Here is a 24,583-nt window from a genome sequence, read left to right as displayed (position 1 = left end):
TGTGTTATATTATGATATATTAGGATATGTAAACCAAATCATTTGCTTAGTTAACATTTGAATCTATCAAACTGTCGATTGGGAGGGCTGCATTATGTATAAGTTACGAGGACATCATCTTTTTTGCCTTTTAGGCTATCGGGGAATGGGCTATTCCCCAGAATACGTGGAAAATATGACCCGTTTGCATCAAACCCTGCGAGACAATCCAAAGACGTTGATACAGCTTGTAAAAGGGCCTGATCAGTTGTGTGAAAAGTACCCGAACTCAGGAGAATACCACTGCCAAGACGACAATATTTATGATAGAGATGCCGTTATTTTAGAAAAAATGAAGCTCCAAATCGGACAGATTCTGACTTGGGAAGATATTGAACTCCATATCCGAGAGCATGTGGTTCCTTCCGATATCCAGGTTGTCTGTAAAACTTGTTCCTGGCGCTCTTATGGGGTTTGTGAAGAAGGGATTCAAGAAATTCATGAAGGGAAGGGCTTAAGGGAAGTGAAATAGCCCTTCCTTATTTCAGTCCAATTGTTATTGTTTCCAAACAAACATTAAAAGGCGATTAACGACCACACAAACCCCGTAAATCCAAGCTAACTGGGGTTTACCAGCTGCGTAAAGAGCTATGACAGGTATTCCAAATACAACTAATTCAAGACATAGATGCAACGGCATAGATAGTTTGACATTCGCTTTAGGTGAGCCGAAAATCCCCCATAACAACGCAGTTAAAAAAGGCGCCCCCACCCCTAGCAGTACCTTCATTACCCGTCCAATTCCACTATGAAATCCCCAATATCCCAATGCGATTAAAGCACAAATCTCTAATAAAAATCTTACCCCTAGATTGATATACTGTAGAATCACCATAACAAATCCTCCCTCAAACAGTTTAAAAGTCTAATGACTGCTCCTAGTTTGGCTGGCTGCTTCTATGAATCTCCATCACTAGGCTTGTGAGGTCAAAGGATGCTTGAAGTATTTTGGCAGTACCAGTTCATCGGTCGCTTTAACATAGAGAACTTCGGACCCATGGTACTTTTCTTTTATAAGTGGCAGCTTCTTTTCATCCGGAGTAAAGTGAAAAACAATTTTGTTTGTACCCTCCCCGGCCACTTTATTCAATATTCCCTCGAAATCGATGTCTCCCTTACTAATGACGTCAAAAAGATGAAGTTGGTCCTCTTCTTGTTCGCACAATACAATGACATCTTCTTTTTCAAGGTAATAAATGTCCTCACTAAAAGCAAACACACAGTAAAACATGACAAGTTCCGCCGCATTACTAGTACCAAATATATGGGAGACCGGCACCCTTTCTGATACAAAATTATAAATAAATTGGAGATCGTTTTTATTGGAGCCAGATAACTGTCGTCCCTCTTCACCACTGCTTTTACTTCCAGTGAAGTCCATCGTAAATTGGTGCTCGTCCACCGCTTTAAAACCGAATTTCGGATAAAAGTCTAACACGGAATGATTCGCAAATAGGTAGATTATATCGTATTTACCTTCATATTTTTCTAATACCTTGTTCATCAAGTTTGCGGAAAGTCCTCGGTTTCGATAATCAGGATGTGTCATCACCGTGCCAATTTGCAGTGCTCTCTTTTCTTCTCCATTAATAACAAGATCCAATATATTTACAGAGACATTAGCGATGACCTTTCCGTCATCTAAATAAGAGAACGGTTGATACCTCTCCGTCCAATAACCATCCTGATACCACTGTTCAAAATTTATGCCAAAAATTTGTTGTGCGAGTTCATTAAAACTATTCCTATAGTTCTCATCATCTTTATATCCTTTGATAAAATGGTAATTTTCCATCCTTTAGCCCCCCTTTATCTAAAAGTTTGTTGCTTTTTTAAATTCGCTGATAAAATTGAAAATCCGCTGATATAATTTTACATTCGCCGATAAACTACCAAAAGGCGCTGATAAATCAAATAAACTGAAAATATGGTGTAATTTTACATCTATTTTATGGTTTGAACGTAGGTATTACAATCTTTTTTTCGGAAATCGCCTATACTTATGAGCTACATTCCAAAAAAATGCGTTAATCCTATAAGATTAACGCACCAAAGATTCACAGGTTCTACCAAACAAATGGAATAAGTCTTGATGTCTTTTGAATATATCGTGGATATTCATTAGGAAAACTTTCCTTCAAGGCTTTTTCCTCTATGCGTATACGATAACTGAAAACCAGGATGAAAAAGACAAGCATGACTAAGGATCCCACCCATGTATTAAAAGCAAGCCCGATACTAATAAAAGATACTAATAAACCAGTGTAGGAAGGATGCCGGATGAATCGATAAGGGCCGCTCTGAATGATTTTTTGCTGGGAGTCAACAGAGACGACCAACGAGAAGTGTCTGCCTAATACGGCTACTGCCCAAAGTCGAATGCTAACACCGATTATAAGGAGGATCGAACCCAAATTGGAAATCGTTGAATTTACATAGCCGATTTTCAGCGCATTACATAGCTGATTCACGAGAATACAGGAAATTATGCCAAGAACAATCACCCAAAAGGAACCTTTATCTTTATTTTCAGATACCACATTTTTACGTTGACGCTTAGTTTTTATTAAAATAGCAACCTCAGACAATAACCACAAATAAAATGCCGTTTCTGCGAATGTACTAATAACCATTTAATCCTACCCCCTGCTTAAAATTTATGATAACTTCTTTGCCTTTATATGCTTTTGTCAGCTGATTCATTCTACCCGATGAATTCGCCTTACTGTTTCTTATTTTAAACAGGAAAATTTTCTTTTTTATTAATCAAATCTTACATAATTCTTAAGAAAAAAAGGATGCCATAACAGCATCCCTAAAGTAACAAATTATAAATAACACAAAATAGACTTTTCTATCCAATAAGAACATACAGTATTTAAATCCACTTAGCGAACCAAGCTACATAGTATGCAGCCGGTATAAACAGCAGTTGAGCCACAATGGTACCTAAAAATTTTGAGCCAATCATCGTCAACGAGTAACTCTTTAGGTAAATATAATCGCTTTGTTTTTTCATAACTCGATCCGCTAATACAGAAGCTTTAGGGTCAATAAACAATGTTAATAATATGGTTGCAATACCATTAATAATCCCAGATGACATTAATGCGGCTTGAGCATAATCTTTAGGAACCAACATCGATGCATATATAGAAGATAGCACCCCAATGGTAAACACAGCAGAAATGAGAACGTTGATCACAAAAAGACGTTTGGGAATTGTTTTTAATGTTATTCCCTTTAGGTATGTTAATCTAGGAACTCTAAAACATTTCATCATTTTTCTTATCCCTTTAAGATTAAAATACTGAATAAAAAGTCCAATAATAGAACCACGTTGATTGGAAAGTTGAACAATCGCTCGTGAGAAGATATTGATGAACGTTGGAAAGAGAAGTATACCAAACAAAACTCCAATCGACGTAATCCCAATTAGAATTCTATATTGTTCCTCTATGTAGTGTAACTTGTTTAACTTAGGAGCTTCTGCAATAAGTTTTGCGGTTAGGGGTTGTTGAAACATGGTTGAAAATCTAGAAACAATCACCAGTGTGCTAAACAATGATAACGCCGTAGCAATTAATTTTACCCTTGCTCCTGAAATTCTGGTTGAATATGCTAATGTCTCAATCATTGTAATAATAAATAATAATAGCGATATAATTATAACTTTACCTGAAATGAGTTCCATAATAAGCCCCTTAAATTATTTATTCTAGGAGTATTATAGCCTAATTTCATTAGAAAGGAAGGCTACTTTTATAACTAATCCACGGTATAATTATTTTGTAACAAAAAAATAGCAGCCAAGTATTTCACTTGGCTGTTCATTTATCGGTCAAGTCCCTTTTTATTCTTACCGACATTATCATTTGGTGAGTCACCGGTGCCATTTTTGCTCTTGCTATTAGGCGTCCCATAGATTTGATTATCCTTTGTTACTTTAGCACCCGTTAAAAAATCATCCTTTGTTTCCATCCTTATCGTCTCCTTTCGTTAATCTCTCATATTATCTTTGGAGAGGATAAGAATTATTCATAAATGTGTTTGAAATAAAAGCATTACCTTATTCTTCCTTATAAAACCGCTCACCTGTATCCTCATTAAAGTAAACCACTAATTTTTTCTTTGTAGTCGGATCAATCGAGACCTCATTGGTACGAACAAAGCCTTCGGGTACCTGCTGGCCATGTTTTGTTTTAAACCGGCGGTCCCAGATAAACCACGAGCCGATAACTAAAATAAGAAGGATGACAATTTGTAAACCGAAATAGCCAAAAATCCACTTCATATTATACCTTTTCTACAACAACGGCCGTACCATACGCAACAATTTCACTCATATTTTGGCCGATCTCACCAGAGTCATAGCGCATCATAATAATGGCGTTGGCTTCCATTGCTTGAGCGTTTTGCACCATCCGATCCATGGCTTGTTTCCGGGCATCTTCCAGCATTTCTGTATATTGACTGATTTCTCCGCCCACAAGCCCCTTCAGAGATGCTACGATATCCTTTCCAATTCCACGTGCTCTAACTGTTAACCCGAAAACGGGCCCCTTTACTTCGGTAATTTTGTAATTTGCGATATTTTCCGTTGTGACTACGATCATTTTCATTCCCTCTCCTTCAATAAATGGATTGCCTATATTTATTGTACTTTGTGGTGGAAGGATATACCAATGTTTTTGTGTGAAACTTGCACCTGACAAGTGACAAAAATAGATTTTTTATGATTAGTCGTTCAGGTTTGTGGAGTAAATTTTTAAACTTTTATGAGCATACTGTTAGAAAAATTTTTCCACAATAATATACTGAGAGATGGAAGGAGTGGTTGAGTTGACACAATCATTAAAAGGAAAAACAGCGTTTGTAACGGGTGCTGGTAGAGGGATTGGCAAGGCAGTTGCAATTGCTTTAGCAAATGAAGGTGTAAACATTGGATTGTTGGCAAGAACGGAAGCTGACCTAAAGGAAGTTGTAAGCGAGGTAAAAGGTTTAGGAGTACAAGCATCGTATGCGGCGGTTGATATTTCAAACCAGGAGGAAGTAGAAAACGCGATTAAAAATATTACTGATGAGTTGGGTACAGCTGATATTCTAATCAATAATGCAGGAATTGGGAAGTTTGAGACGCTTTTAGAGATGGATCCGCAGGAATGGAAGAGAATCATTGATGTTAACTTAATGGGTCCCTATTATGTAACACATGCGGTTCTTCCCCAGCTAATTGAAAAGAATAGCGGTGATATCATCAACATTTCGTCTACAAATGGGTTAAGCGGTGCCGCTACCTCCAGTGCCTACAGTGCGTCTAAATTTGGGCTAATTGGCTTAACGGAATCATTGGCACAAGAAGTGCGAAGAAATAATATTCGTGTTGCAGCCTTAACGCCAAGTACAGTTGCCACTGAACTTGCGATTAAAACGAATTTAATAGCTGAAAATAATGATAATAAATACATGCAGCCAGAAGACATTGCTGAATTTATCGTTTCGCAGTTAAAATTGCATCCACGCATATATGTAAAAACAGCCAGTATGCTGGCAACTAACCCATTTTAAAAAAGGTATGTTTGGGAAGAATGTTTATAAATATTTTAAAGACATCTCAATTAAAACTTTATGAAGAAACAAAACATTCTTCCGTGTTAGCTTTGTTCGGTTGAAAAACGTATTTAATCCTATCAAAAGGAGGGCAATACCCCTGTGGGTGCTGCCCTTTTCTTCTTCTTGTTTCAATGGATTGTACTTATCTGTTGGCGAAGTTTCCGTGTGGCTGCCACCATGTTTTTTAGGGATGCAATAGTTTCATCTTCATGACGTGTTTTTAAACCACAGTCTGGATTCACCCAGAATTGTTCTTTTGGGATGATTTCTAAGCAGTCCTTTACTATTTTTACTATCTCTTCCACACTTGGTACACGCGGGCTATGAATATCATACACACCCAAACCAATCCCTAATTCATATGGATGATGTAACAATGAGTGAATCAATTCCCCATGACTTCTCGACGTTTCAATCGAAATAACATCTGCATCAAGAGCACGGATTGCTTCAATAAAGTCATTAAACTCGCAATAACACATATGTGTATGAATTTGTGTTTCATTCTTTACATTGGAAGTGGCTAGTTTGAAGGCATTGACTGCCCATGCTAAATATTCATTCCAGTTTTCTTTCCGCAGTGGCAACCCTTCCCGTAATGCTGGTTCATCCACTTGAATAATCGCAATCCCTGCATCTTCTAGTGCCTGGATCTCCTCCCTAAGTGCTAAAGCAATTTGGTTGGCTACTTGTTCACAAGAAAGATCATCACGAACAAAAGACCAATTTAAGATAGTGACAGGACCTGTCAACATCCCTTTAACATATTTTGACGTTAATTGCTGTGCCTCTTCAACTTCCTTCACTGTCATTGGAGATGTCCACTCGACGTCACCATAGATAATTGGTGGTTTGACACAGCGTGAACCGTATGAAACGACCCAAGCCTTTTCCGTGAAGGCAAAACCCTTCAGTTTTTCGCCAAAGTACTCGACCATATCTGTTCGCTCAAATTCACCATGGACGAAGACATCAAGGCCAATCTCTTCTTGAATTTGAATCCAGCGAGCTGTTTCACTTTTTACAAATTCAGCATAAACAGTGTCCGTAATTTCTTTTTTGCGCCATGCTGACCGTGTTCGTTTCACTTGTGCCGATTGAGGGAAACTGCCAATTGTGGTTGTTGGATAATCCGGTAATTGCAATGCCTCTTGCTGCAGGGATTGACGTTCCTTATAAGCCATTTTACGTTTGAAATCCACTGATTTCACTAGCGATACAAGCTCCTTCACACGTGGATTATTCCTCGCCGGATGTTCTGCTAGTACTTGCTTCGCCAGCGCACTTTCTGACACACCTTTATTTCCTGACCATGTTTGGTTGGAAACATAAGATGCAATATGTGTTAACTCCACGATCTTCTCATCTGCAAATGACAAAGCATTTAACAATGAGTCCTCTAGCTTTGTTTCAGAGTTTGTCGTCACAGGTACGTGTTGTAAACTACAGGAAGACTGAATCCAAACTTCCTTTGCACTGCTTAAGGATAATATCGTTTTGGTATCCATTGCTTTTTCAGCCAAATTTGCCCGCCAAATATCACGTCCATTCACAATACCAATCCCTAATACCTTATCTTTAGGGAAACCGTATTGACGGAGGGAGGACATATTCTGTTCTCTTCCATGGATAAAGTCAAGGCCTATCCCTGCAACGGGTAATTGTGATAACTCCTCATACGCTGACAATCCTTCAAAATAGGTTTGTAACATAATTTGAGCGGCAGGGACTTCTTCCGCAATTTGTTGGTAGATTTGTTGGACAAGTTGTATATCCTCTTTAGCAAGTGACAGGACTAATGCTGGTTCTTCCACTTGAATCCACTCTGCCCCTGCATCGACTAGCTGCTGGAATACTTGTGTATAAAGCGGTAGGAGCTTGAAAATAAACGATGCTTTGGTTCTAGCGTCATATCCTTTAGATAATTGGACAAACGTAAACGGACCAATCATGGTAGGCTTAGTCATAATACCTAATTCTTCTTTCGCTTCTGTATAATAATCTAAGAGGTAGTTTTGAGTTAATTGGAGTGTTTGGCCTTCGTACTCCGGAACGATATAGTGATAGTTGGTGTTAAACCATTTTGTCATCTCGCAGGCCACTACATCATTTGCCCCTCGTGCCATTGCGTAATACGTATTTAAGTCTACCTTTTCCCCTGCCCATTGATAACGAGCTGGAATGAGACCAAACATGGCGGAAAGGTCTAGCATCCGGTCATAAAATGTAAAATCACCTACCGTTAGTAAGTTTAAGCCTAATGACTGCTGACGCTTTAGTTGATTCAAGCGATTTGTACTCATCTCTAACATAAATTTATTCTCTGATTTTTCCCCCTCCCAAAAAGCTTCTACACAACGTTTCCATTCCCGATGATCACCAATGTATGGATAACCGATTACTGTACTAACTAAATTCATTTATAACTCCTCCTAATACATTTACATATTTTCCAAATACAAAAAGCCACTTCCACATAAGGGAAATGGCTTTACAATCAAGTTATAGAATAATAGCGAATTCAAACTGCATTCCTATTTCATAACTCGTCTGTCGTACAAATGATTGGTCACCACCTATTTCCACGTAGGTATTTGGTGTGTACTAGAGATTGGCAGGTCTCCTGGCTTATCATCCATGCTCCTCACACCTTCCCATCAATGACAGTGGTATCTTGTGATTTGCTCCGATTTACAGTTGCGGGACAGCGACGGAATTGCACCGTTCTTCCCTTTTAAGCCAAGCCGCAGCTTGGCACCAACTCTTACACGATATGTAATTTTCAACAACTATAACATATTAATCTTCTAGAGTACATAATTTTCTGAAAAGAGTTGGAACTTCATAGAAGGGGGTTGTCAAATTGAGATTTGTATATTATATTTTGTGGTATACAATATTTAGTGTTCGAATTTTACCAAAAACACTAAATATAGATATTAACCAATAATAATGGTGTCTTAATAGACTTAATAGGGAATCTGGTGAAAATCCAGAACTGTACCCGCAACTGTATGTGCTGACGAAATAAAAGAGATCCACTGTCTTTAGGACGGGAAGGGATTAGAGTAGGGAGAAGCACAAGTCAGGAGACCTGCCATTGTTATATAGTATGTTCTTCTTCGGGAGTTGGGAAGATATAACGAGGGTATCCTACTATGACAGTATCAATCTACTGTTTAATAGATTATTCTGCGTTATCAACCCATCTGCGATGATGGGTTTTTTGTTTATAAAAAAATAATTCCAATCCCGAAGCGTTGTAAGCTAATTTACTACATATAGAGGAGAAGAAATGATGGATATGAAACAACACACAGAAATGAATTCTGTTTTAGCAGCAATTAAAGCCGCTTCGGAAAAATATAACTTGGATACAAAAGATTTATTCGAAAAGGCAGCTAACCTAGAAGAGTCATCAGCGTATGAACAATCCCTTTTTTATGCATTAAATCAAATTTCAATGGCGGACCCTGACTGGACTTTTCTAGCGGCAAATCTATATTTACTTAACCTTTATCAGAATACTTCATATAACAGAGGGTATAAGCCGGAAAAAAAATATGGTGATTTTTATGCGCTAATTACGGAATTGACTAGTATGGGCATCTATTCTGAGGATTTGTTACAAAGTTACACAAAGGAAGAGATTGATATAGTAGGAGCAGAAATTGATCCAGAACGAGACCATTTGTTTAATTATATCGGGTTATTTTTATTAGCAGATAGGTATTTGGCAAAAGATTATGAAGGAAATCTTTACGAGCTGCCTCAAGAACGGTTTATGATCATTGCAATGACTTTAATGAAAAATGAACCAAAGGCTAGCAGATTGTGCTTGGTAAAAGAAGCCTACTGGGCACTAAGCAATTTGTATATGACGGTTGCAACGCCGACTTTGTCTAATGCTGGCAAAAGCTTCGGGCAGCTTTCTTCCTGTTTTATTGATACCATTGAAGACTCATTGGATGGGATCTATTTGAATAATTGGGATATTGCCAGACTGAGTAAAGACGGCGGCGGGATTGGGATTTATCTAGGAAAAGTACGTGCCTTAGGTTCAGATATTAAGAAATTTAAAGGCAATTCATCTGGTGTTGTTCCTTGGATTCGTCTTATTAATGATACGGCGGTGAGTGTAGATCAATTAGGCCAAAGACAAGGGGCTGTAGCAGTATATTTGGATGTATTTCATAAGGATATGATGAATGGCTTTTTAGATTTAAAAACCAATAATGGAGACGAAAGACGGAAGGCTCATGATATTTTTACGGGAGTTTCAATACCTGATTTGTTTATGAAAAAGTTACAAGAGGTGGATAAAAACGGCAGAAGTGTTGGAGAGTGGCATACCTTTTGTCCTCATCAAGTAAAACAAATCATGGGCTGGAAGGATAAACATGGATTACCGCTCGGTCTAGAAGATTTTTATGATGACGAGGATGAAAAGGCTTTTTCCGTAAAGTACGAAGAAGCGGTCAACCATCCTCTTCTCCCTCGTAAAACCTACCGGGCAATGGATATTATGGCAAGGATGATGATTTCTCAATTGGAAACAGGGACACCCTACATGTTTTATCGGGATGAGGTAAATCGTCAAAATCCAAACAAGCACACCAAAGTAAAAGGACGTACGTCCATTTATGGCAGTAATTTGTGTACAGAGATTACGCAAAATATGTCAGCGACAACGATTGTGAAAGAATATCAGGATGAAGATGGGAACATTGTTATTGTGCGTAAACCAGGTGAATTTGTTGTCTGTAATTTATCCTCCATTAATCTGCCAAAAGCAGTAAGAGGAAATGTACTGGAACGATTGATCCCGATTCAATTGAGAATGCTAGACAATGTAATTGATTTGAATACTATTTCCGTTGGACAAGCAGAGGTAACAAATAAGAACTACCGGCCTGTGGGATTAGGTACTTTCGGCTGGCACCACCTTCTTGCTTTAGAGGGCATCTTCTGGGAATCGGACCAAGCTGTTTCATTTGCAGATAGGCTATATGAGGATATCGCTTATCTTACGATTAAATCGTCGATGGAATTAGCTAAGGAAAAAGGACCCTATAGGAAGATTGAAGGATCAGAATGGCAAACCGGCAGGTATTTTGAGCGCAAGGGATATAAAACAAACCGATGGAACCAATTAAAAGAGGATGTGGCGAAGGTTGGGGTCCGAAATGGCTGGATGATGGCAATTGCTCCGAACTCATCTACTGCAAAGATTGGCGGTTCGACAGATGGGATTGATCCTTTGTATGCCGTCGAATACGCAGAGGAGAAGAAAAACTTTAAATTCAAAGTAACGGCACCTGATTTAAATCATGTGACGTACAACTATTATCGACGAGCTAGACATGAGCTGGATCAAGTATGGAGTATTAAACAGAATGCTGCAAGACAACGGCATATCGATCAGGCGATTAGTTTTAATCTTTATGTCAGACACGACATTAAAGCGAAAGACCTGCTTCAGCTGCATCTGGAATCATGGAAAAGTGGTTTGAAAACAACCTACTATGTTCGCAGTACTTCTCAAGCCGAAATGTCAGAATGTGCAGCGTGTCATAGCTAACGGCAGAAGATAGTAATAATTTTAAGGAGAGTTTTATCATGGGACAAATATTAAAAAGACCAAAACTACTTGATCCTGAGCATCCTAATAAATCAACTAGAATCATTAACGGGCAGTTTTCAGGAATCTTAAATTGGAACGATATTGCCTATCCGCAAATGTACGATTTGTATCAAATGCTTCTATCAAACTTTTGGAAAGCACAAGAAATCAATATGCAGGATGATATTAAACAATGGGATTCATTAAATTCTAGAGAAAAGGATATCTTTCTTCGCATTAATACGCAACTGGCGTCACTCGATAGCCTGCAGACACCCACAATGAGTCAAGTCATGGATTATGTTACTGATTCAAGCTTTAAAGCAATTTTTGCGGTGATCTCACAGCAGGAAGCGGTTCACAATGAATCCTATTCCTATATTTTGAGTTCACTTGTTCCTTTAAGTGAACAAAATATGCGCTTTGATCAAGCAAAGAATGATCCGATTGTTCGAAAAAGGAATCAGCTAATTTTAGATGCTTATGAGAAGTTTCGACATGACCCTACGCCTCAGCATTTATTTGAGCTTGGAGTGAATTCAATTAATCTTGAAGGAATCTATTTTTATGCTGGTTTCGCCTTTTTCTATAATTTAGCCCGTCAGCAAAAAATGCTCAAAACAAGTACGATGATTAGCTATATCCAACGGGATGAAATGCAGCATGCTTATTTTATTGCCCAATTTATTCGTATTTTGTTAACGGAGAATCCAGAACTTCATACAGATGATAATATTAACTATGTTTATCAAACCATTCACACGGCTGTTACACTGGAAAAGGAATGGGCCCATTATATTTTGACAGATATTAAAGGAATTGACTTAGATGAATTTGGCGGGTATGTCGAATATTTAGCAAACAAGCGATTAAGACAGCTTGGTTTGAAGAATCTTTATGAGGAAAGAACCAATCCAATGCCTTGGATTCAGGTATTCGGTGATGAAATGATGAATGAGACAAAGTCAGATTTCTTTGAGCAAAAATCTAGAACCTATTCGAAAGTCTCAAGTTCAAATGGATTTGATGAATTATAAAATGAAAGTCGCCATTATTTACAGTTCCGTAACGGGAAACACGAAGGAATTAGCCAAGCAGCTTTATCGAATCTTGCTTGAGAAATCAGCCGACGTATCCATTTTTAGAATAGATAGGTTTCACTTATCTCATTTAAGCAAGTATGATGCCGTTGTGATTGGAACATACACTTGGGGAAATGGCGAAATTCCAAAGGAAATGTGGGACCTTTATCAAGCAATTGAATTACTAAATATAAAAGACATTACTACAGCAGTTTTTGGAACGGGTGATAGCTTTTACCCAAAGTTTTGTGGAGCAGTTGATCAATTCCGCGATATGCTTTACCTTCACACGAGCTTAGCTGCAACCTTAAAGGTTGAACTTCTTCCACAAAAACAGGATATACAGCGTTGCCACAAACTTGTTGAATCTCTATTAAGGCGTGCATTTAAAAGAAATAACTACATAAAAGTGCCTGGCACCACCCAAAGGGAGTGACAGGCATCTGTTTACTATTTATTCAATTATTAGGAAAGGTTTTTCCCCATTTCGATTTATCCAGTAACCAGTAAACGAATTCATTGTTATACTTAAAAACGATGATATGTGTGCCGTCTGGAAGTTGGCTTCCCATTATCGGCTCTATAGGTTTATACAAGACAGATGGCCCATACCAAGGGTGACTAGGTGACTTGTTATCTCTCAGCCAAAATCCAATTCCGCCTTTTTCTAATTTACAAACTACTCCAAATTGACCTGAATGGCTTTCAAAAAATATCGGATTGCCTGTAACACCTTTTGCAAACTTCTCACTTTTCTTCCATTTTCCATTTGATTTTTGCCAATAGTGGGCCAAAGAAGAACCAGAGCGAACAATAAGCTCCACTGTCCCAAATTTACTTTTGATCGGCAGAGAAATGGAATAATTATCTGGATTGTCTTCATACCATGGATATTCTTTACTTTTATATGGTTTTGTATGATGGTCACTTTCAATATTTAGGAGCAATTTCCTTACGGGGTCCTCTTTGTCCAAAATCACGGGGTGACAGAGGCCGCAGCATTCACTGTTATTAATGGAGGAAATCATTTCTTCCGCCGTGAAGTAAGGACGATATCGAATCATCTTTGAATCTATGGCATTGGGATATGGTTTTGTTCTGAACCCAAGTTCCTTGGCCATGTTTACATAAAGTACCTCATCCGTCCCGAAGGTAATGGTTTCTAATAATGCTTTTTTTAACTTTTGTAATCTTGATGGTTCGAGCAAGGCGCTAACGATTGGTTTCGAAATTACCTGTCCCACATTGAAAACTCCGTAAAAGGGCTTTACATTAAATAGTTTTTTCCATCTATCAATATCTTTCTTAAGTTCATTTCCAATATACCAATTTTTACTTGGAATCCTTAGCTTTACCGCCATATAATCGGTGTCTTTCATTTCAGCTTGAATGAACTCTTCATATCCTTTTTTGATAAACAAGGCGTCCGAGTCAAGATTAATAAAATAATCATATTCAAGCCCTAATTCTTCTAACCATTCCATTGTTTCTAGAAAATAAATAGTTGTCCATCCCCGCTTTAATTTATGGCTAGAGGGACAGACAGGAATACCAAGACCATCACAAAGTGTTGGATCGTCTCCCCCATTGTATAAGACAATGGCACTGTTTGGGCAATAATATTGAACATTTTCAATGAGCTGCTTGACTAACTCTCTGTCTTTATGAACCAGGATGGCAAAACAAATTTTGCTTTTGGGTGATAGGCTGTATTTATTTTCAGTACTATTTAAAATATCCAGTTTATTAGGCTGGGTCTTTCCTTGTTCATTTTTCCGTTCTTGGATAAGATTGCTCATTTCCTTTTTGTTTCCACTTGCCCGTTCATAACGCTGAAGAAGTTTACCATTTGCTGCCCCATGTGGGTTTGTTTCATAGCTTAAACTTGGGTGCCATAAGTGATATATCTTTCCTTCGATGTTTGCGATTTTACCACAAATAGTTCGAACTGCATGTGAAAAGGCATCATCTTCGCCCCCCCATCCAATAAACCGTTCATCAAAGCCGCCCACTTTATCGAAATTCTCTCTTGTAATGACAAAGAGTTTTCCTGCAAACCCGTCATACACCCAATCGGATTTTGTACATTCTTCCGTTTTTACATCCATCGGCCACTTTGGTTCTGTTTTAAGCAAACTCTTAGTACCTTGTTTTTCAACATTATGGACATCTGTAAAAGGAACAACCCATGCTTCTTTTTTTAGTAATTTTATAGCTTCTACAATCAGGTTAGGGTCATAAACGACATCTGCATCCGCTATGACAAAAATATCCCTCGTTGCCTTTTTAGCTGCCATGTTTACAGCCTTAGATTTATTAATTTCTTCTCCATTTATGATCCCCAAACATATTTCAGCTTCGGGCATAACTCGATCATAATATTCTTTAATCCATTCAAATGCCTGCTCTCGTGGACCATGGTCCGTTTGGAAGGGAATAATGATTGAAATTTTTTCCCACACACCAATTCTCTCCTTATTTAATAGAATTAACGTATTTACTAGTGTTTTTCACTCAATATTTTCATTAGTTCTATATATTCTTCTAAATTCCCAATATCGTACCGATCACCAGATATCATTTTCCCATAGATTGGTTGTAGATCCAGCAAAGTCTTTATGGCATCGGTCAATTGGATTTCTCCGTCAAGCCCTACTTTTGCGGCCTCTAAACATGGAAAAATGTCAGGGGTAAATACATATCTCCCAATTACTGCCAGATTCGAAGGAGGGTCTGTTTTTGGTTTTTCAACGATATTCTCTATTTCTATGAGATTCGTTTTACTAGACCCTTGAATCACCCCATAATTTTTTAAGTGTTCTTGTTTTACTTGTTTTAATCCAATCACACTGGATTGTGTTTCCTTATATACATGAATTAACTGACTTAGTGCAGGGGTTTGACAGGAAATGACAAAATCATCTGGTAATAGTACGCCAAACGGTTCGTTTCCTACAAATTCTTTTCCAAGTCTTATTGCGTCCCCAAGCCCCTTTCCATCGGGTTGTTTAATATAGGAGATTTTTATGTCAGGCAGCTCTAATTGTTTAAGCATATATTCTTTATTTTTACTTTTTAAAAAAGCCTCTAACTCCATTGAAGGACTGAAGTATTTTAAAATTGAGTCTTTTGAATGTGAAATTACGATTAGAAGTTGTTCAATACCTGACTGAACTGCCTCTTCCACTATATAATGAATGGCTGGTTTAAGACCTAAAGGAAACATTTCTTTGGGTATTGCTTTGGTAATAGGAAGACTTCGAGTACCATACCCTGCAGCAGGGATAATTGCTTTCCTCACCATAACAGTTATCCTCCTTCCTTGGTTTTTGATAAATTTATTTTTCATTAGCGGGTTTTCTTTATTATGTGAATCGATTTGATGTTTTGAAACGGCTTGTATCATGATTTTGTTAAATGATTGGTCATTTATGGAAGGTTATTCAATTTAGGCAGATTCAAAAAATTTTCGCCCTGAAATTGTTGGCAATAGCCTTAAAGGTAAATCGATAAATATTTTGAAACATCACATAGTAAATTTGTCCATTTCAAATCGACACTCATTCGCATTTCATAAAGTAAACGCACTTTATGCTTATTTCCGCTGTTTGTTGGTAACAAATTGGATGTCAGGTGCAAATCTGGGAGAGATGGAACATGAAACTAGGTATTATGTGTGGGATGCCCCTTAGTGGAAAATCAACTTACGCTAAACTTCTTCAGAGTCAAGGGTGGGTTCGTGTATCGCTTGATGATATCAGGCTGGCTTTACATGGTGAAGTGTATAAACCAGATGCTGAACCGCTCGTGTGGGAAAGTGCTGAACTCATGGTCCGGGCATTGTTAAAAAGTGGCCATAACGTAATTGTTGATACCACAAACAGGACCCGAGATCGTCGTAAAAGATGGAGACGTGTTGCTAAGGAATTCGGACTAACTTTGGAAGTTTTCCATGTGGATACCGATTACGAAACATGTAAAGAACGTAACAAAAAGCTAAACCGACTATCTCAACATTATTTAAAACAAATTTATAAAGAATTCGAGAAGCCAGCTTCAGAAGAAGGAAACATTATTAAGGTAAAATACTAAAAATTTTCATATGATTTTAAATTCTATTAAAAGGGAGGGGGAAGTCAAATGAAAAAGTATATTTCCTTTGATATTGGAGGAACAAAAGTAAAGCACGGGTTATTATTAGAGAATGGAACGATCCTTTCAAAGGGCAGCTACGATACCCAAAGCACCAATCTAGAAATCTTTTTAAAAGATATGATAGATATAATCAGAATGTATACCAAAAATCATACTGTCAGTGGTGTTGCGATTAGTTTGCCAGGCTTTATTAATCCTAACTCGGGTTATTCAGAGCGAGCGGGTGCAATAAAAGTACTAGATAATCAGAATCTTAAAAAGTTATTAGAGAGAAGAGTTCCTCTACAGATTGAAATTGAAAATGATGGAAATTGTGTTGCATTAGCAGAAAAAATTAGTGGTAATGCTAAAAATTGCAGTGATTTTATTTGTGTGACACTTGGGACAGGCATTGGCGGAGGAATTTTTATCAACGGGAAACTTTTGCATGGTCACACTTATAGAAGCAGCGAAATTGGTTTTATCATGACCAAAGCTGGAAGCCATGACGGAGATATTTTGCACTCCAATGCTTCTACTACTGCCTTAATTCATTCCTATAAAAAACTCAAGGGTATTGGTGAACATGAAAAAGTTGATGGGGAGAAAATTTTTTTAGAATCTATTAAAAGTAATTCGGTAAGAATACTTATTGATAACTGGGTTAGAAACATTAGTTATGGAATTTTTAACCTAGCAGCTGTTCTCAACCCGCAAAAAATTTTAATAGGTGGCGGCGTAACCGCCCAACCTGGTTTGTTAAAACAAATCAATTACCATCTTGATCAAATTTATTGGTGGAAGGATATTAAGATTCCAGTTGAACAATGTAAGCATAAAAATGACGCAGGAATGATTGGAGCACTGTACCATTTTATTCAGAAAAAGAGAAGATAAATCAACTATCGGCAGGTTGTCAAGGTGAACTAGTAAATGAAAAGTTTGCTGTATATATTGAAGATACTGAGGGGAATGTGATCGTAGACAAAACGGTTACATCACAATCAAATGGATTTATTGATTTGTGGCTCCCACGAGACAAAAACTACCAGATTAAGATTACACATAAGGGAAAAAAAGTAGAATCAAAGATTTCTACTTTTGAAAATGACGCTACCTGTATTACAACCATGCAGCTGTTGTAGGAACACAAGGAACTCCCCGTGTTTGATCGATGATTGAACATGGGGGAGAATTATAGGCGGAGAATTTCCGGCTAATGTATAATGATGAACCTTAACAAGCAGATATAAACGGAGATATTCCGATTAACTACTCTAAATAAGACAAAATCCAAAGATTTGGATCATATAAACGGACAAACTTCCCTTATTTTTTAGGAAATATGGGTATTTCCCAATTTAGTCGGAATTTTTCCGTTTATTTTTCAAACACAGTGAAATTAACATTCAGTTATAACAGAGCGAGCCATTATTAAAAATAAACCTCTGCTAATGGATTAGTTGGCGAACAACAAATAACACTTTCATCCCAAAAATACCAACTTATGTTAAAATCAAAATATACAGATAACAATTGAGGGGAGAAAACGCCATATGAAGGTACTAATAAACATTGTTATTACTTTAATCATTTTATTGGGCTTGAGTTTCGGCTTAACTTATTTTACTAATGCAAAATTCATTGATTACTCATTTCTTGTTGGAATGATCGGATCGATTATTATTTGGTTTTCAACCTCTAAAGGTGGTTTTACCTCACGCCAAACGGATATGATCGTACAAGGAACGACTGGAATAAAAATGGAAGAACAAAAATTTGAATTTAAACCAAATATTGCTTTTGTTACATCCCTTTCTTACACTATCATCACCTTTGTTGCCATGTTATTTCATTATAGAAGTTATCTTTAATTCAAATTCCGTAGCTTTCCATCTGCACTTCTACGCTTCTCCCTAATCATCATCACACCAGCCAAGCCAAGCATGGAGAAGAAAACAGGTGTAATGAAACCATAGAAATATCCATCCCCTATATTGCCTGCAGCTTGAAAATAATCTAATATATTGCCGAAAATACTTGGCAGCAACACCGCACTTAAAAATCCACCCGTATTGGCAAAGCCGGAAACAATACCAGCTTCTTTTATAGGAAAGGATTGCCGGCCGACCGCAAACGTTAACGCACTTGCTCCATATCCAAAGCCGATAAGAAAGAAAAGGATAATAAGCACGGAAAATGGCGGAGCCCCATGAAAGAGAAGAAAGGAAAACCAACATAATAGAATTGTAAGATGAACAACAACGTAAGGTCGTTTAATGGTTTCTAACCGGCTTGAAATCCAGCTGGTTAAGGGAGCACCAATCAGGGCACCAATTAGACCAATCATAATGAGCTGGCTCGCAGCCGAACGGGTCATGCCATACATATTCATCCCATAGGGCACTGCCCACGAACCGATAAATCCTACATAGGCCCCAACTACCCCAAAATGACAAAAGAATAAAGCCCATGCCTGCCGGCTCGAAAAGATTCTTCGTAGTAAAACCATTGTTTTTTCGTGTTCCTGCTCATTTTTTTCTGAAACCGATTGATTAAGGGAAAGTTGCTTGGGTTTTCTTATGAGTACAAAATAAAGAAGGACCCCACATAGACATAACAGTAATCCCGCTGAAAAAAAAGCCGCTCGCCAACCAAGCAGGTCAATCCAAGTAGAGAATGGGACTGTCGCCAAAAGAAACCCTAGGCTTCCCGTCATTCCCGCCAGACCAATTAAACGAACAAATTCTTTTACCTTAAACCATTGGCTTAAAATGAGCACCATATTAACCCAGATGGTTGCATCCCCCGTACCCGTCAGAATCCTAGCAAAAAACAGCACAAATTCCTGCGTGCCTAGACTATAGATAATTGTACCTATACCCGTGAGGATCGCCCCGATAATGAGAAAAAAATTAGGACCATAACGATCAGCCAAAAAGCCCATCGGAATTTGCAAACCCGTGTATACAAAAAATTGTATACTTGTCAGTAGCCCAATCGTGGAAGCTGTGACATGAAAATCCCGCATCACTTGGTCCGTAATCAGGCCCGGAGCCGTTCGCTGACTCGACATTAATAAATAAGTAAACAGCACAGAAGCAAACACAACCCACCGAAAACCATTATTTTGTTTGTCCAATCACTTCTACCCCTGTTAGCTTTTTTATCTTATTTATATGGGATACCTACATAAAAGTGCCTGACACCACCCGAGGGAAGTGACAGGCACTATAAATTTTATCTTTGAATCAGTTCCAAAAAAGAACAAATCGTTAAGATACCTTTATCAAAGTTTTCTAAGTTAAAATGCTCGTTTGGCGCATGCAGATTTTCATCTGGCAAACCGAATCCCATTAAAACAACAGGAGTATTTAAGGCTTGGTTGAAATCCGAAACGATTGGAATGGATCCGCCTTCTCGTTTGTAAACAGGTGCCTGACCATACACGTTTTGATAAGCTTCAGCCGCTTTTTGCATCATCGGACTGTCGATTGGCGTTAAGAATGGATTACCCTTATCTTGTAGAGTCACTGTTACCGTGCATCCTTTTGGTGCATGTTCTTCTATGTGCTTTTGAAGCAATCCCTGGATTTTTTCAGGGTTTTGATTGTGGACGAGACGGCAAGTTATTTTGGCATGTGCCTCGTTCGGAATAACCGTTTTGGTTCCTTCTCCCTGAAATCCGCCCCATAGGCCGTTTACTTCTAAAGTTGGACGGGAACTAATTCTCTCTGGATAAGGATAATTATTTTCTCCTCCGGTAAAATCTGTTAACCCTAATGATTTTTTTAACTTTTCCTCATCGAAGCCCAAAGATTTAATTTGTTCCTTTTCAAATTCAGTCAGTTCCTCGACATCATCATAAAAATGCTCTACATTTACTTTTCCATTTGCATCATGAAGGGTTGAAAGTAACTGCACTAATAAATGGTTTGCGTTTTGAACTCCACCGCCGAACATGCCCGAGTGCAAATCAGAATTGGCCGTTTTAAGGGTGAATTCGAGTGCACACAGACCTCTTAAAGAATAAGTGATGGCAGGGACTCCTCGATCCCACATATCAGAATCCGAAATAATCACGACATCACAAGCTAATTTTTCTTTATTCTCGGATAAAAATTGCGGAAGATGCGGACTGCCGATTTCTTCTTCACCCTCAATGCAAAACTTTACGTTTACCGGTAGTTTCCCCTCTGCTTTCATTAACGTTTCCATTGCTTTGATATGTAAAAACATCTGTCCTTTGTCGTCAGTTGCCCCTCTGGCATAAATCTTTTCATCCCGAATGTCCGGCTCAAATGGAGGGGTTTCCCATAAATGAAGAGGGTCAACAGGCTGGACGTCATAGTGCCCGTATACTAAAACTGTGGGTGCGTTTTCCTGATGAATCCAATCGGCATATACAATCGGATGACCTTTTGTCTGGACTATTTCAACATGTTCCATTCCAATCTCTTCTAGTTTATGGGCAATCCAGGAAGCAGCTTTTTGAATGTCTTCTTTATTCTCAGATAACGAACTAATGCTGGGAATCCGGAGCAATTCTTTTAATTCCTCGACATTTTGCTCATGATGAGTGGATAAAAACTCAGATAATTGACTCATATAATCACCTTTTCTAATTTATTTGCCATTCTTATTTTATACAAAAAAGGAGGAAACCTACAACTAGCTGCAAAAGCCGTCTAGACGGGCAGGCGAATTTCCAAAGAGAAAATTAACTCCAAACCTCTTTTAGCGTATCTCTAAATAATTGATCCAGCACCGGTGTAGAATCTGGCAGGGTAATATGTAAGGTCTTGATGAATTCACGAAGACGAGTGATTTCCTCACTTAAAAACCTGTTGATAACCTCAATTTGCGGCTCCAGATCCAGTTCTTCCCCATCCATTTTTCTTTTTAAAAGGGTGTGAATCTCTTGCTTTAATTCTCCCTCTGGTACTAACTTCTCCAACAGAGTGGAAAATTCTAATGGAGGAAATTCATTGAATTGTTCAATCCACTTGGCAGCCAATACCGGCCGCAGGACATAAAAATATTTTTTACTCTTTACTTCATCACCTTGTAAAAATTCTCGGAAGTTATTACTAGCCATATTCAGATAGTGATGGAGACAGGAGTGTGGGGCAAAAATAGTTTTACTAAGCTCCTTCATTTGATCAATTGTGGAATAGGCATGATAATAAACAATCCCTGAATGAAGCCATTCCATTAGCGGCGGATTAGATTTCCGAAATAGCTTTAAGGCTTTCGTCAATTCCCACCCGGTCACGTCCAATACATCATTAATAGGAAGTTCAATGACGTCCCGTTTTTTCCCTACCCCCATTTGGTCAATCGTTAGGTAATCCTCTTGGCGATGGACATAAATAAACCGGACATCATAATCACTATCTTTTGATGGAAACTCCCAAGCTCTGCTGCCAGATTCACAGGCATAAAGGATTTTAACGTTATAATCTATTTCGATTTTCCTCAACGTTTGAATAATGGTTTCTCGCAATTATATCCCCCCTTGTTTCTAATCATGATAATAATCCTTTCCTAAAAACTTATAAATGATAACTCATAATGATTAGTTCCCCTTTTTTCCCCATCCTCCGTTCACCTTCATCAATAAAACCACATTTTTTATAAAGTCCTTGTGCCGCTTTATTTTGCAGATTAACAGCAAGTACGATTTCATTCTTATCACTAAAGTGTTCCTTTACAAAAGAAGGTAATAGTCCTAGTGCTTGTTTCGCATACCCCATCCCTTGATGACGAAAATCCGTCGAAAAGCCCCTGACTAATATGGAACGATCATTGTCTGAATAAGGTCTTACTCCTTCATTTTTATGGAGATCGAAAAAGGTAACCAATTGATCTTGATCCATGGCCAGAATGGAATACCGATCAGGATCTTCATTTGAAAGTTTGATACAGTCTTTCGGCGAGCCTGTAAACCGAAGTTGTTCCTCTGTTATTTGATACTGTTCGATATCACTTTTATACTTTTCATCGTAAAAGAATAGTTTCATGTTCCTTCACCGCCTATTAAAATTTATTTATAGTAACCTCTCAATAACTAGAAACTTGAAATAGTATCTTTTAAAAATTTAGTAAAAAGCAGTACTTCATCACTTTCTACTTTTGTTAACAGATAAGTAGAGGATGCAGGCAGAGCGATTTTGTCTGGTTTTATTTCGATCAGCTTATTTCTGCGAATTTCTTCTTTAACAACCGTAAGAGGTAAATAAGATACACCAAGTCCTTCCTCGATGAAACGCTTTGTTACCTCTACTAGATTAACTTTCATTGTTTGCAATGTGGGATAATGTCTCTTAATATCGTTTAGTAGATCATCCCAATAATCGGGATGATTATGGGTGATCAGCCTATATTTCTGAAGTGCCATCCGTTCATCTAAAGAAGGTACATTAGGACTAACTAGGATGACAGATTCTTTATGTACCGTCACGGTTTTTATATTTGTTTGCACAGGCAAAATTCTGGTTAAGCCTACGTCGGCCTTTCCTACACTGATTTCATTACCAATCTCATAAGAGTTTAGAACATTGATGATCACTTCTATATTCGGATTTTCATCCATGAATTTCCGCAGTAAAGCAGGCAGAAAGGATGAGGCAATTTGGGGTGCAGCAGCAATGATTAACTTTCGTTTATATCCTTGTTTCCACGATTCAAAATCAATCATCCCTTGTTCATAATTGGTGATGAACTCCCTCGCATAGGATAAAAATCTATGACCTGCCGGTGTAAGGACTACTTTATTTCCCATTCGCTCAAATAATAAAATGTTTAGGCTCTCCTCCAGCCGTTTAATATGTTTTGTAACAGCAGGTTGAGTCAGAAAAAGTTCCTCTGATGCCTCCCTGAAATTTTCATATTTTGCTGAGATAATAAATGTTCTTAACCACTTAATATCCATAAGGATCCCCTCTATTCAATAACAGTTTGTTATTAAATTCCTCACTTTTTGTTAATATCCATAATTAATATCCTCTATTATAATCTAAATATTATCAAATTTCTTACAAAAAAAAAGGAGCGAGTTGCAATTGGAGAAGACAAGGGACACTTGGAATGCTAATCTATATGATTCTAACCATTCATTTGTATCCATGTACGGGGAGAGTCTAGTTGAATTATTAGCTCCCAAAAAAGGAGAAAAAATTCTTGACCTTGGCTGCGGAACTGGGGATTTAGCAGAGCAACTGGCTGATTATGGAGCAGAGGTTACAGGGGTCGATCAATCTGAAAAAATGATTGAACAGGCTAGAAGTAAATACCCCGCTATTAGGTTCATCATTCAAGATGCCACAAAATTAGATTTTCATCATGAATTTGATGCGGTGTTTTCAAATGCTGCACTCCATTGGATCAAACAACCACTACAAGCATTAAATGGTATGTATAACAGCTTAAAACATGGTGGAAGAATGGTTGCTGAATTTGGGGGAAGGGGAAATGTGGAAGCATTATACAAAGAAATCATGAAGCAAATTGAGGCAGAAGGTTTCCCTTTTAAAGCCGAACATTTCCCGTGGTTTTTTCCCAGTATTGCTGAATATTCATCTTTAATGGAACAAGCAGGATTTAGAGTGACCTTTGCTCACCACTTTGATCGGCCAACCCCATTAGACGGTGAGAGTGGAATTAAAAACTGGATTGATATGTTTGGCAGCAGTATGCTGCAGGGTATTCCTGATGACGCAAAAGAACGTATCATATCAAGAGTAGAGAACCATTTAAAAGACAGTCTATTTAGGGGTGGATGCTGGATTCTTGATTATAAACGGATTCGGGTAATTGGTTTGAAGGAATGAGTAATGAAATAACCTTACCAGAAATAGGGGCCAAAAGCTTACATTCTTACTGTAACAGTTTTCCGTCAGGTAAATGCGGTTTTACGTTAAGGTAATTCCAATATAAAGAAGGGCCAATTTTTCAGTATTAAGATTGAAAAATTGGCCCTTTTCATCAAATACTTAACCCAAGTCGATCAAATCTAGGTGTTTTACCTTCTAATGCTTGTACACATGGTCGAAAGCAGTCGCCCCGCCTTTCAAAGAAAGGCTGTAAACAC

General features: G+C 38.0%; 24 protein-coding genes, 1 pseudogene and 2 riboswitches. Of the genes and pseudogenes, 10 read left to right on the top strand and 15 right to left on the bottom strand.

Annotation, left to right across the window (positions count from 1 at the left end; translation table 11 throughout):
- Nucleotides 1–94 precede the first annotated feature (94 nt).
- Nucleotides 95–511, top strand: coding sequence for a DUF1284 domain-containing protein (locus AC4E8C_RS03795; RefSeq protein ID WP_490210382.1), 417 nt, complete (start codon nucleotides 95–97; stop codon nucleotides 509–511).
- A gap of 24 nt (nucleotides 512–535) precedes the next feature.
- Here the strand turns inward: AC4E8C_RS03795 and AC4E8C_RS03790 are convergent, their stop codons facing one another.
- From AC4E8C_RS03790 to AC4E8C_RS03760, 7 genes are all read right to left on the bottom strand, one after another.
- On the bottom strand, nucleotides 536–874 hold the full coding sequence (locus AC4E8C_RS03790; RefSeq protein ID WP_490210381.1) for a YrdB family protein: 339 nt from the start codon (nucleotides 872–874) through the stop codon (nucleotides 536–538).
- Between the two features lie 78 nt (nucleotides 875–952).
- Complete coding sequence (locus AC4E8C_RS03785; RefSeq protein ID WP_490210379.1) at nucleotides 953–1,834, bottom strand: GNAT family N-acetyltransferase; 882 nt, start codon at nucleotides 1,832–1,834, stop codon at nucleotides 953–955.
- 271 nt (nucleotides 1,835–2,105) lie between these two features.
- Nucleotides 2,106–2,672 (bottom strand): methyltransferase family protein, encoded by a 567-nt coding sequence (locus AC4E8C_RS03780; RefSeq protein ID WP_490210378.1) that lies wholly within the window; start codon nucleotides 2,670–2,672, stop codon nucleotides 2,106–2,108.
- Between the two features lie 245 nt (nucleotides 2,673–2,917).
- A complete protein-coding gene (locus AC4E8C_RS03775; RefSeq protein WP_490210377.1) occupies nucleotides 2,918–3,733 on the bottom strand; it encodes a lipid II flippase Amj family protein in 816 nt (271 codons plus the stop codon).
- A 140-nt stretch (nucleotides 3,734–3,873) separates the two neighbouring features.
- Nucleotides 3,874–4,020 carry a hypothetical protein gene (locus AC4E8C_RS03770; protein ID WP_490210375.1) on the bottom strand — a complete coding sequence of 49 codons (147 nt, stop codon included), beginning with the start codon at nucleotides 4,018–4,020 and terminating at the stop codon, nucleotides 3,874–3,876.
- 88 nt (nucleotides 4,021–4,108) lie between these two features.
- A complete protein-coding gene (locus tag AC4E8C_RS03765) occupies nucleotides 4,109–4,333 on the bottom strand; it encodes a hypothetical protein (protein WP_490210373.1) in 225 nt (74 codons plus the stop codon).
- Nucleotide 4,334: 1 nt separating this feature from the next.
- On the bottom strand, nucleotides 4,335–4,655 hold the full coding sequence (locus AC4E8C_RS03760) for a YbjQ family protein (protein ID WP_490212460.1): 321 nt from the start codon (nucleotides 4,653–4,655) through the stop codon (nucleotides 4,335–4,337).
- A 226-nt stretch (nucleotides 4,656–4,881) separates the two neighbouring features.
- Here AC4E8C_RS03760 and AC4E8C_RS03755 point away from each other — a divergent pair, with 226 nt between their 5' ends.
- Nucleotides 4,882–5,607, top strand: coding sequence for a 3-ketoacyl-ACP reductase (locus tag AC4E8C_RS03755; RefSeq protein WP_490210371.1), 726 nt, complete (start codon nucleotides 4,882–4,884; stop codon nucleotides 5,605–5,607).
- A 173-nt stretch (nucleotides 5,608–5,780) separates the two neighbouring features.
- Here AC4E8C_RS03755 and metE read toward each other — a convergent pair whose 3' ends face one another.
- Nucleotides 5,781–8,072, bottom strand: coding sequence for a 5-methyltetrahydropteroyltriglutamate--homocysteine S-methyltransferase (metE, locus tag AC4E8C_RS03750; RefSeq protein ID WP_490210370.1), 2,292 nt, complete (start codon nucleotides 8,070–8,072; stop codon nucleotides 5,781–5,783).
- 176 nt (nucleotides 8,073–8,248) lie between these two features.
- Nucleotides 8,249–8,429: riboswitch (cobalamin riboswitch) on the bottom strand.
- A 159-nt stretch (nucleotides 8,430–8,588) separates the two neighbouring features.
- A riboswitch (cobalamin riboswitch) is annotated at nucleotides 8,589–8,768 on the top strand.
- A 182-nt stretch (nucleotides 8,769–8,950) separates the two neighbouring features.
- On the opposite strand from metE, the gene AC4E8C_RS03745 reads away from it, so the two are divergent.
- From AC4E8C_RS03745 to AC4E8C_RS03735, 3 genes are read left to right on the top strand one after another with little or no spacing between them, the layout of a single operon-like run.
- On the top strand, nucleotides 8,951–11,233 hold the full coding sequence (locus AC4E8C_RS03745; RefSeq protein ID WP_490212459.1) for a ribonucleoside-diphosphate reductase subunit alpha: 2,283 nt from the start codon (nucleotides 8,951–8,953) through the stop codon (nucleotides 11,231–11,233).
- A gap of 38 nt (nucleotides 11,234–11,271) precedes the next feature.
- Complete coding sequence (locus tag AC4E8C_RS03740) at nucleotides 11,272–12,312, top strand: ribonucleotide-diphosphate reductase subunit beta (protein ID WP_490210369.1); 1,041 nt, start codon at nucleotides 11,272–11,274, stop codon at nucleotides 12,310–12,312.
- A 1-nt stretch (nucleotide 12,313) separates the two neighbouring features.
- Nucleotides 12,314–12,793 carry a flavodoxin domain-containing protein gene (locus AC4E8C_RS03735; RefSeq protein WP_490210367.1) on the top strand — a complete coding sequence of 160 codons (480 nt, stop codon included), beginning with the start codon at nucleotides 12,314–12,316 and terminating at the stop codon, nucleotides 12,791–12,793.
- A gap of 22 nt (nucleotides 12,794–12,815) precedes the next feature.
- On the opposite strand, the gene AC4E8C_RS03730 is transcribed toward AC4E8C_RS03735, so the two are convergent.
- Together AC4E8C_RS03730 and AC4E8C_RS03725 are read right to left on the bottom strand one after the other, a co-directional pair.
- A complete protein-coding gene (locus tag AC4E8C_RS03730; protein WP_490210365.1) occupies nucleotides 12,816–14,819 on the bottom strand; it encodes a galactosyltransferase-related protein in 2,004 nt (667 codons plus the stop codon).
- A 38-nt stretch (nucleotides 14,820–14,857) separates the two neighbouring features.
- The gene (locus AC4E8C_RS03725) at nucleotides 14,858–15,661 is read right to left on the bottom strand and encodes a UTP--glucose-1-phosphate uridylyltransferase (RefSeq protein ID WP_490210363.1); all 804 of its coding nucleotides are present in this window, start codon (nucleotides 15,659–15,661) and stop codon (nucleotides 14,858–14,860) included.
- Nucleotides 15,662–16,014: 353 nt separating this feature from the next.
- Here AC4E8C_RS03725 and AC4E8C_RS03720 point away from each other — a divergent pair, with 353 nt between their 5' ends.
- From AC4E8C_RS03720 to AC4E8C_RS03705, 4 genes and pseudogenes are all read left to right on the top strand, one after another.
- The gene (locus AC4E8C_RS03720; protein ID WP_490210361.1) at nucleotides 16,015–16,449 is read left to right on the top strand and encodes an AAA family ATPase; all 435 of its coding nucleotides are present in this window, start codon (nucleotides 16,015–16,017) and stop codon (nucleotides 16,447–16,449) included.
- Between the two features lie 48 nt (nucleotides 16,450–16,497).
- A complete protein-coding gene (locus AC4E8C_RS03715; RefSeq protein WP_490210359.1) occupies nucleotides 16,498–17,388 on the top strand; it encodes an ROK family protein in 891 nt (296 codons plus the stop codon).
- A gap of 8 nt (nucleotides 17,389–17,396) precedes the next feature.
- Nucleotides 17,397–17,636: pseudogene (locus tag AC4E8C_RS03710) on the top strand (CueP family metal-binding protein); the annotation flags it as partial.
- Nucleotides 17,637–18,047: 411 nt separating this feature from the next.
- Entirely contained in the window at nucleotides 18,048–18,365 is a 318-nt protein-coding gene (locus tag AC4E8C_RS03705; RefSeq protein ID WP_490210357.1) for a hypothetical protein, read from the top strand.
- Here the strand turns inward: AC4E8C_RS03705 and AC4E8C_RS03700 are convergent.
- The 5 genes from AC4E8C_RS03700 to AC4E8C_RS03680 form a co-directional block, all read right to left on the bottom strand.
- Nucleotides 18,362–19,633: an MFS transporter gene (locus tag AC4E8C_RS03700; protein WP_490210356.1), complete on the bottom strand. Its 1,272-nt coding sequence runs from the start codon at nucleotides 19,631–19,633 to the stop codon at nucleotides 18,362–18,364. The genes AC4E8C_RS03705 and AC4E8C_RS03700 overlap by 4 nt on opposite strands.
- A 98-nt stretch (nucleotides 19,634–19,731) precedes the next feature.
- The gene (locus tag AC4E8C_RS03695) at nucleotides 19,732–21,099 is read right to left on the bottom strand and encodes a dipeptidase (RefSeq protein WP_490210354.1); all 1,368 of its coding nucleotides are present in this window, start codon (nucleotides 21,097–21,099) and stop codon (nucleotides 19,732–19,734) included.
- Nucleotides 21,100–21,211: 112 nt separating this feature from the next.
- Nucleotides 21,212–21,997 (bottom strand): nucleotidyltransferase domain-containing protein, encoded by a 786-nt coding sequence (locus tag AC4E8C_RS03690; protein WP_490210352.1) that lies wholly within the window; start codon nucleotides 21,995–21,997, stop codon nucleotides 21,212–21,214.
- Between the two features lie 49 nt (nucleotides 21,998–22,046).
- Nucleotides 22,047–22,514, bottom strand: a complete 468-nt coding sequence (locus AC4E8C_RS03685; RefSeq protein WP_490210351.1) for a GNAT family N-acetyltransferase — start codon at nucleotides 22,512–22,514, stop codon at nucleotides 22,047–22,049.
- 47 nt (nucleotides 22,515–22,561) lie between these two features.
- A complete protein-coding gene (locus AC4E8C_RS03680; protein WP_490210349.1) occupies nucleotides 22,562–23,425 on the bottom strand; it encodes a LysR family transcriptional regulator in 864 nt (287 codons plus the stop codon).
- Nucleotides 23,426–23,555: 130 nt separating this feature from the next.
- Here AC4E8C_RS03680 and AC4E8C_RS03675 point away from each other — a divergent pair, with 130 nt between their 5' ends.
- Complete coding sequence (locus AC4E8C_RS03675; RefSeq protein WP_490210347.1) at nucleotides 23,556–24,323, top strand: class I SAM-dependent methyltransferase; 768 nt, start codon at nucleotides 23,556–23,558, stop codon at nucleotides 24,321–24,323.
- The last annotated feature ends 260 nt before the right edge of the window (nucleotides 24,324–24,583 follow it).

It is taken from the genome of Neobacillus sp. SRL179 (assembly GCF_984799095.1).
This window is presented reverse-complemented; position numbering and strand designations above follow the sequence as displayed.